This is a genomic window from Frigoribacterium sp. CFBP 13605 (assembly GCF_014839405.1).
Taxonomy (GTDB): domain Bacteria; phylum Actinomycetota; class Actinomycetes; order Actinomycetales; family Microbacteriaceae; genus Frigoribacterium.
This window is the reverse complement of the sequence record NZ_JACYNS010000106.1, coordinates 1-8,413: the sequence shown is the minus strand read 5'-3', so window position 1 is coordinate 8,413 and position 8,413 is coordinate 1. Positions and strand designations below refer to the sequence as shown.

Genomic DNA, 8,413 nt, shown 5'->3' with positions numbered 1-8,413 from the left:
GCCTCCTGTGCTCGTCTCGGCGGGGTCGGCCGCGCCGGCGGTCCCGGCCGACGCGCAGCCGGCCGGCACGGCCGACCCGGCCAGCCCCGTGAGCGTGACGAGCACGGCGAAGTCCAGGGTCTGGTCACCGGTGCCCGCGGCGGCGGAGGCGTCGAGGTCGACCGAGACGGTGACCGGGGCCTCCTGCCCGGCGGCGAGGCGGACCGGCGCGAGCACGGGGGTGCACCCGTCTCCGGACAGGGTGACGGGCGGCAGGTCGCCGACGTCGAGGTCGGAGTGCGAACGGACCGTGACCGCCTCGGCGAACGCGGGCGACGAGGTCGTGACGTCGACGAGGCGGGCGCTGAGCACGGCGGGCTCGCTCGAGAGGTTCTTGACGAAGAAGGTGCCCGTCGTGCCTGCCCCGGGGACGAGCCGCAGCCCGTCGCCGAAGAGAGCGGAGTCGAGGCGACCCTGCCAGTGCCGGCCGTCGTCGCTCACCATGAGGCGGGGCGCGGTCGAGGCCGTGGCGGGAGCCGCGGCCGAGACGACGCCGGGGCCCAGGACGACCGCCGCGACGGCGACGACGACCGCGACCGCCCGACCGCCGGTCACCCGCACTGGATGTTCCTCGTGCCGTACTGGTCGTAGACCACCGTGACCGTGCCGACGGCCATGAGGTCGGTCGGCTGCCCGTCGACCATCACGCGGATGTCGACGTGGATCGGGCCGTCGCCGAAGGGGTCCCTGGGCAGGTTGTCGCGGGTGAACGCGAAGTGCGGGTAGTCGCCGGTCCGCTCGTCGTTCGAGATCCGGGTGCCGCCGACGTAGGTCGCGTACCGGGTCGCGGTCGCCCGGGTCGACGGGTCGAAGTCGAGCCAGGCGTAGGCCTCGCCGTCGGTGCGGCAGACCGCCGTCTGCGGGGGGACGATCGTGTTGTTCTGGACGATCCGGCGGTCCTGCGGCGTGGCGGCCCACGACCCGGAGGCGAGCGACACCGTGAGGACCGGGTTCACGCGCCCGGTGGGAGAGGACGTCGCGATCGAGGTGCGGAGGCACCAGGTCGCGGCGGCCTTGCTCGCCAACGTCCCGGTGAGGTTCGGCACGGCGGACCAGGTGCCGCTGACGCTGCCCGGGCCGACGGCGGTCGTCGACGTGCAGGCGGACGCGGCGGTCACCGGCCACGCGACGACGGCGATCGACGCGGCGAGGGCGGCGGAGCTGCCCGAGCTCAGGCTGCCGCTCGTCGAGTAGGACGCCGCGACCGTCCCCGAGTTCGTGAACGTCCAGGGCGCCGTGAGCGACCTGGTCGATCCGGCGTAGTCGGCCTGCAGGGCGTCGAGGGTGCCGGCCGTGAGGCCGACGGCACCGGTCCTGACCTGTTCGGTGACGGTGGCGGACGCCGTCCAGAGGGCGGACGCCGCGCCTCCCGAGGCCAGGGCCACGCCGACGATCACGCCCACGACGACGGCGGCCAACGTCGATCGCGTGGTCGTCCGGGGCCGGCGCCCGCTCACGGGGCCACCTGCGTCCCGGTCAGGACGAGCCCGATCGACGAGGTCTGGTTCTGCAGGGTCGCCGGGACGTCCGAGTCGAGCGTGACGACGACGCAGCCGGTGACGGTGACTCCGGCCGGCAACGTGAAGTACCCGCTCCCCGTGTCGAACGCGGCGGGCCGGGCGGAGTAGCCGCCGACGCCGACGACGCAGTCCGCGGCCCTCGCCACGGCGGCGAGCCTGACGGTCAGCTCGCCGGGCAGGGCGGACGCGGACGCCGTGGTGGTCCCGGCCGACGCCCGCATGGCCAGGTCGACCGACCCCGTGTTGGTCGCGGTGAACGTCCCCGCGGTCGCGCCGCCGGGGCCGAGCGCGGACGTGTCGAGGGCCTTGACGGCGCCGACCGAGAGGCCCGCCGTCCCCGACCCGACCGTGACGGCCGTCGGCTCGACGGAGGAGTTCCACAGCGCGTAGGTCCCCCCGGTCGCCACGAGGGCGACGGTGACCGCGCCGGCCACGACGGCGGTCGCCGCCCACAGCGAGCGGAGCGGACGGCGGGACGAGGAGGCGCGCTCGACCGAGCGGTGACGCGCGCGTCCGCGGGACGGTCCGGTCAACGTCTCACCCCCTGGTGGTCGATCGTGCGATGCGGCGGCCCGTGGGTCCCTGGGCGGGACGGACGGACGGAAGGGGGCGACCGGACCGCGTCGGGTGCGGTCCGGTCGCCGGTGGGTGACGGGGTGCGGTGGCCGTCGGGCCGCCGACACCCGCTACGCGATGGCGCGCTGCTTCAGCGTGAAGGTCAGCTTGCTCAGGTCGAGCGTGCCGCCCTGGCTGGCGGCGTCGGACACCGTCGAGGGCAGCTCGACGACGAAGGTCACGACGGCCGAGGTGCTGCCCGCGGAGACGGGAGCCACGACGTAGCTGCCGGCCGTGCTGCCCGCGGTCACGCCCGAGGGCAGGGTCGTGCCGCCGGCGGCCGTCGAGAGGGCCATCGTGTTGGTCACGTACGGCTTGAGGCTGCCCGTGACCGAGGCCGCGTCGTAGGTCAGGTCGGCGCGCAGGTCGGCGCCCGAGGCGGCGATGGTGATCGGCTGCGTGAACTGCAGCTTGGTGCCCGGGACGATCTTGTAGGCGGCGACCTGGGCGGCTGTGAGGGCGGTGCTGCGACCGTTCGTCACGTCGGTCCAACTGCCCGCCGACGACTGGGTGAGCGAGAGCGTGCCCGAGGCGACGCTGGCGGCGTTGACCTCGGTGCTGGCGTTCCAGAGGGCGAAGGTCCCGGCGCCGCCGAGGAGGAGGGCGATGCCGGCGGCACCGGAGACGGCACCCGTGACGAGCTTGTTCATGTCGGTCCTGTTCCGCGCGCCGAGGCGCGCTCGAGCACCGCCGTGCGCCGTCGGTCGGGTCGACTTCGGGGTGGCGCACGGCGCTGCAGGGGCTGTCGGCTCCGGGTCGGGCGGCCGATCGGTGTCGTCGGGCGCCGGGCTCTCGAGGAGTTCGGGTTCTTCGGGCGGGCAGGCCGCGACGACAGGATCGACATTACGCGGTCCCCCAAAGTGCCGACAGGGGATTCATGCCGATGCATGCACCCAGTTGGGGGGACAAAACGGACCGGAGTGTCTGTCGGCGACAGGGCGGACACGTTTTTGTACCCCGAAACGCCTCTTCCGCACCCCGATCCGCGACCGTCGGCCCTGCGGGGCCCCGGGCCGGGACCGGGCGGGCCAGACCGGGTACGGTCGACAACGTGGCGACAGCATACGAACCCAGAGTCGGGCGGATCCCCATCACGGGCCTCACCCCGACGACCCCCGACCGAGTGTTCCCGACGAAGGCCTTCTCCGGCGAGGTGGTCACCTTCGGGGCGACCGTCTTCCGCGAGGGTCACGACCTGATCGGGGCCGACCTCGTCACGATCGACCCCGAGGGCGCCGAGACCCGACACCGCATGGTCGCCGGCATCCCCGGCACCGACCGGTGGACGGCCCAGGTGCAGCTCGAGGTCGAGGGCGACTGGACCTGGCAGGTCGAGGCCTACACCGACGACTGGGCCACGTGGCTGCACGCGGCCGAGATCAAGGTCCCGGCCGGTCTCGACGTCGAGGTCACGTTCGCCCTCGGCAGTCGACTGCTGACCGAGGCCGTCGAGAACCACCCCGACACGACCCTGATCCGCGACGCGGCCAAGGCCCTCGCGAACCCCGCCCTCTCCCCCGCCTCGCGGCTCCGCGTCGCCACCGATCCGCGCCTCGCCGCGGTCCTCCTGGTCACGCCGCTCGCGAGCCTCGTCACGCGCAGCGCCCCCGAGGCGCTCCGCGTCGAACGCAGCCGCGCCGGCCTCGGCAGCTGGTACGAGTTCTTCCCCCGCAGCGAGGGCGCCCGCAAGCAGGCCGACGGCACCTGGAAGAGCGGCACGTTCCGCACCGCGGCCCGCCGCCTGCCCTCGATCGCTCGCATGGGCTTCGACGTCGTGTACATCCCGCCCGTGCACCCGATCGGGACGACCTTCCGCAAGGGCCCGAACAACACGCTGACCGCGGGGCCGAACGATCCCGGGTCGCCCTACGCGATCGGTTCGCCCGACGGCGGGCACGACGCGGTGCACCCCGACCTCGGCACGGTCGCCGACTTCCGCTGGTTCGTCGACGCGGCGAAGAACGCCGGTCTCGAGCTCGCGCTCGACCTGGCCCTGCAGTGCTCGCCCGACCACCCCTGGGTCACCGAGCACCCCGAGTGGTTCACGACCCTGCCCGACGGGACGATCGCCTACGCCGAGAACCCGCCCAAGAAGTACCAGGACATCTACCCCCTGAACTTCGACAACGACTACGAGGGCGTCAGCCGCGAGGTGCTGCGCATCGTCCGTCACTGGATCGAACTCGGCGTCACGATCTTCCGGGTCGACAACCCGCACACGAAGCCCGTGCGCTTCTGGGAGTGGCTGCTGCACGAGATCCGACAGACGAACCCCGAGGTGGTCTTCCTCTCCGAGGCGTTCACGAAGCCGGCCATGATGCAGGCGTTGGCGCAGGTGGGGTTCCACCAGTCGTACACGTACTTCACCTGGCGCAACGAGAAGTGGGAGCTCGAGGAGTACCTCGACGAGCTGTCGAAGGAGACGAGCGCCTGGCTGCGCCCGAACTTCTTCGTCAACACGCACGACATCCTGACCCCCTACCTGCAGTTCGGCGGTCCCGCGGCCTACAAGATCCGTGCCGCTATCGCCGCGACGGCTTCGCCGACCTGGGGCGTCTACTCGGGCTACGAGCTCTTCGAGGACGTCGCCCGCCCGGGCAGCGAAGAGAACATCGACAACGAGAAGTACGAGTACAAGCCCCGTGACTGGGCCGCCGCCGAAGAGGCGGGGGCCTCGCTGGCGCCGTACCTGACGCAGCTCAACCGCATCCGCGCCTCCCACCCGGCCCTGCGCCAGCTGCGCAACCTCGAGATCCACTCGAGCGACGACGAGTCGATCCTCGTGTTCTCGAAGTACCTGTCCCGTGCGCACACCCGCAGCGGACGCGCCGACGGCATCATCGTCGTCGCCAACGTCGACCCGCACTCGGCGCGCGAGACGACCGTCCACCTCGACGTCACGAAGTTCGGCCTGCAGCCCGGTGGCACCTACACCGTCCGCGACCTGATCACCGGTCAGTCGTGGACCTGGGGCGACGACAACTACGTCCGACTGGACGCCTTCGTCGAACCGGTGCACGTCCTCTCCGTCGACCTCAACCGAGCCCCGTAGGAGCGACCCGATGACCACCACTCCCCCGACCGAGCCCGACACCTCCTTCGCCCTGGGCGACGACGAGGTCTTCTCGGCCGCCAACGGCACCCACGGCCACCCGCACGCCGTCCTGGGTGCCCACCCCCGCGGCGGTCGCACCGCCGTCCGCGTCGTCCGACCGCTGGCCGACACCGTCACCGTGACCGGCGCCTCCGGGTCGTCCTTCGCCCTCGAGCACGTGGCCCACGGCCTCTGGCAGGGCGTCACGAACGAGCCCGTGGGCGCCTACACCGTCCAGGCGACCTACGAAGGAGGCGCGGCGTGGGTCTCGGACGACCCCTACCGCTTCACCCCCACCGTCACCGAGTTCGACCTGTACCTCTTCGGAGAGGGGCGCCACGAGCAGCTCTGGAAGATGCTCGGCAGCCACGTCCGCGAGCACGAGGGCGTGACCGGCACCTCCTTCGCCGTCTGGGCGCCGCACGCCCGCGCCGTCCGCGTCAAGGGGGACCTCAACGGCTGGGACGGCGAGCGGCACGCGATGCGCCGCCTCGACGGCAACGGCGTCTGGGAGCTCTTCGTGCCCGGCGTCACGGACGGGATCTACAAGTACGAGGTGCTCACGCCCGACGACGTCTGGGTCGAGCGCGCCGACCCCATGGCGCGCACCTCCGAGGTGCCGCCGCTCACCGGGTCCGTCGTCACGAAGGCCGCCCACGCCTGGGCCGACGACGCCTGGATGACCGCCCGGGCCGAGAACGACGTCCACTCCGGACCGATGAGCGTGTACGAGCTGCACGTCGGCTCCTGGCGGCCGGGCCTGAACTACCGCGAACTCGCCGACCAGCTCATCGAGTACGTCGGCGAGCTCGGGTTCACCCACGTCGAGTTCATGCCGCTCGCCGAGCACCCCTTCGGCGGCTCCTGGGGCTACCAGGTCACCGGTTACTACGCCGTGACCAGCCGCTTCGGCAGCCCGGACGACCTGCGTTACCTGATCGACCGCCTGCACCAGGCCGGGATCGGCGTCATCATGGACTGGGTGCCCGGGCACTTTCCGAAGGACGAGTGGGCCCTCGCGAAGTTCGACGGTCGCGCCGTCTACGAGCACTCCGACCCCCGCCGCGGCGAGCAGCCCGACTGGGGCACGCTGGTCTTCAACTTCGGCGACTCGCAGGTGCGCAACTTCCTCGTCTCGAACGCGCTCTACTGGCTCGAGGAGTTCCACATCGACGGGCTGCGCGTCGACGCCGTCGCCTCGATGCTCTACCTCGACTACAGCCGCAACGAGGGCGAGTGGCTGCCGAACGAGTTCGGCGGGCGCGAGAACCTCGAGGCGATCAGCTTCTTGCAAGAGGCGAACGCGACGGCGTACAAGCGCCACCCCGGCATCGTCATGATCGCCGAAGAGAGCACGAGCTGGCCCGGCGTCACCCGCCCGACCAGCGAGGGCGGCCTCGGCTTCGGCCTCAAGTGGAACATGGGCTGGATGCACGACACCCTCGGCTACGTCGCCGAGGACCCGCTCTACCGCTCGCACCACCACGGCGAGATCACGTTCTCGTTCGTCTACGCGTTCAGCGAGAACTTCATGCTGCCGATCAGCCACGACGAAGTCGTGCACGGCAAGGGGTCCCTGCTCAACAAGATGCCCGGCGACGAGTGGCAGAAGCTCGCCAACGTGCGGGCCTACCTCGCCTACATGTGGGGCCACCCCGGTAAACAGCTGCTCTTCATGGGCAGCGAGTTCGGTCAGCCCGGCGAGTGGAGCGAAGAACGAGGGCTCGACTGGTGGATCCTCGACCAGCCCGCCCACCAGGGGCTCCACGGCCTGGTGGCCCGCCTCAACGAGGTCTACCGCGACGAGCCCGCTCTGTGGGCGCACGACTTCGACACCGACGGCTTCGAGTGGATCGACGGCGGTGCCGCGCAGCACAGCGTCGTGGCCTTCATGCGCAAGTCCGGCTCGGGCGAGTCGATCGCCGTCCTGGCGAACTTCTCGGGTGAACCGGTGCACATGCGCTTCGGTCTGCCCGAGGCCGGTCGCTGGGACGAGATCCTCAACACCGACGCCGAGGTCTACGGCGGTTCGGGCGTGGGCAACTTCGGCGGAGTCACCGCCACCGACGAGCCCTGGGCCGGTCGACCCGCGGCCGCCGACGTCCAGCTGCCGCCGCTCGGGGTCGTCTGGCTGAAGCTGCGCCGCTGATCCGACGCCGGCACACGACGGAACCCCCGCGCCCCTTCCGGGTCGCGGGGGTTCCGTCGTCCGTGCAGGAGGCGCGGCTCAGTACAGCAGCATCGCCAGACGACGACGGGCGGTCGCCACCCGGGGGTCGTCCACCCCGACGATCTCGAAGTACTCGAGCAGGCGGGCCCGGGCGGCGTCACGGCCGTGGGGGTCGAGCGACGGGAACACGGTCAGCACGCGGTCGAAGGCGTCGTCGATGTGCCCCCCGCTGAGGTCGAGGTCGGCCACGGCGAGCTGGGCGTCGAGGTCGGTGGGCGCAGCCGCGGCCGCCGCACGGACGTCGGCCAGCGACGCGCCCTGCAGTCGCTCGAGCAGCGAGACCTGGGCGAGGCCCGCCACGGCGAGCTGGTCACGAGGGTCCTGCGCGATGGCGGTCTTGTAGGCCGTGATGGCCGCGGCGTAGTCGCCCCGGTCGATCGCGTCGTAGGCGTCCTGGTGGTGCGGGGGCAGCGGTTCCGGCTCGGGCTCGACCTCGTCGGCCTCGCCCACCGGGGCGCCGTCGACGACCGCCGTGCCGGTGACGCCGTTCTGCGCGGCCAGCTCGAGCACCTGCTCGAAGACGTCGCGGACCTGGGCCTCGGGCAGGGCCCCGACGAAGAGCTGGACGGGACGACCGCCGATCACGGCGGCGACCGCCGGGATCGACTGCGCCTGGAAGGCCTGCGTCAGCTGGGGGTTGGCGTCGACGTCGACCTTGACGAGCAGCAGGCGGCCGGCGTACTCGGCGACCAGCTTGTCGAGGACGGGCGACAGCTGCTTACACGGGCCGCACCACTCCGCCCACAGGTCGACGATCACGGGGACGGTGTTGCTGATCTCGAGGACCTGCGTGAAGGTGGCGTCGGTGGCGTCGAGCACGAGGCCCGGCACCGCGATCTGACCGGCGGACGGGGCCGGGACGCCACCCGCGCCTCCCGCGGGCGCGCCGTCGACGGGCGCCCCCGCGGACGGACC

Annotated in this window: 7 protein-coding genes; 2 read left to right on the top strand and 5 right to left on the bottom strand. The window is 72.1% G+C overall.

What is annotated here, in order from left to right:
• The 4 genes from IFT36_RS13885 to IFT36_RS13870 all read right to left on the bottom strand — a co-directional run.
• A partial coding sequence (locus IFT36_RS13885) for a hypothetical protein (RefSeq protein WP_200413421.1) occupies nucleotides 1-600 on the bottom strand: 600 nt, incomplete at its 3' end.
• Nucleotides 591-1,496, bottom strand: coding sequence for a hypothetical protein (locus tag IFT36_RS13880; protein WP_192123280.1), 906 nt, complete (start codon nucleotides 1,494-1,496; stop codon nucleotides 591-593). The genes IFT36_RS13880 and IFT36_RS13885, both read right to left, overlap by 10 nt.
• The gene (locus tag IFT36_RS13875) at nucleotides 1,493-2,092 is read right to left on the bottom strand and encodes a TasA family protein (protein ID WP_192123279.1); all 600 of its coding nucleotides are present in this window, start codon (nucleotides 2,090-2,092) and stop codon (nucleotides 1,493-1,495) included. The genes IFT36_RS13880 and IFT36_RS13875 overlap by 4 nt, the downstream gene beginning before the upstream one ends.
• A gap of 153 nt (nucleotides 2,093-2,245) precedes the next feature.
• A complete protein-coding gene (locus IFT36_RS13870) occupies nucleotides 2,246-2,824 on the bottom strand; it encodes an alternate-type signal peptide domain-containing protein (protein WP_200413420.1) in 579 nt (192 codons plus the stop codon).
• A 401-nt stretch (nucleotides 2,825-3,225) separates the two neighbouring features.
• Here IFT36_RS13870 and IFT36_RS13865 point away from each other — a divergent pair, with 401 nt between their 5' ends.
• Together IFT36_RS13865 and glgB are read left to right on the top strand one after the other, a co-directional pair.
• Nucleotides 3,226-5,226, top strand: a complete 2,001-nt coding sequence (locus IFT36_RS13865; RefSeq protein ID WP_307785116.1) for an alpha-1,4-glucan--maltose-1-phosphate maltosyltransferase — start codon at nucleotides 3,226-3,228, stop codon at nucleotides 5,224-5,226.
• A gap of 10 nt (nucleotides 5,227-5,236) precedes the next feature.
• Nucleotides 5,237-7,417 carry a 1,4-alpha-glucan branching protein GlgB gene (gene glgB / locus IFT36_RS13860; RefSeq protein WP_192123274.1) on the top strand — a complete coding sequence of 727 codons (2,181 nt, stop codon included), beginning with the start codon at nucleotides 5,237-5,239 and terminating at the stop codon, nucleotides 7,415-7,417.
• A gap of 78 nt (nucleotides 7,418-7,495) precedes the next feature.
• On the opposite strand, the gene IFT36_RS13855 is transcribed toward glgB, so the two are convergent.
• On the bottom strand, nucleotides 7,496-8,413 hold a 918-nt coding region (locus IFT36_RS13855), incomplete at its 5' end, for a tetratricopeptide repeat protein (RefSeq protein WP_200413419.1).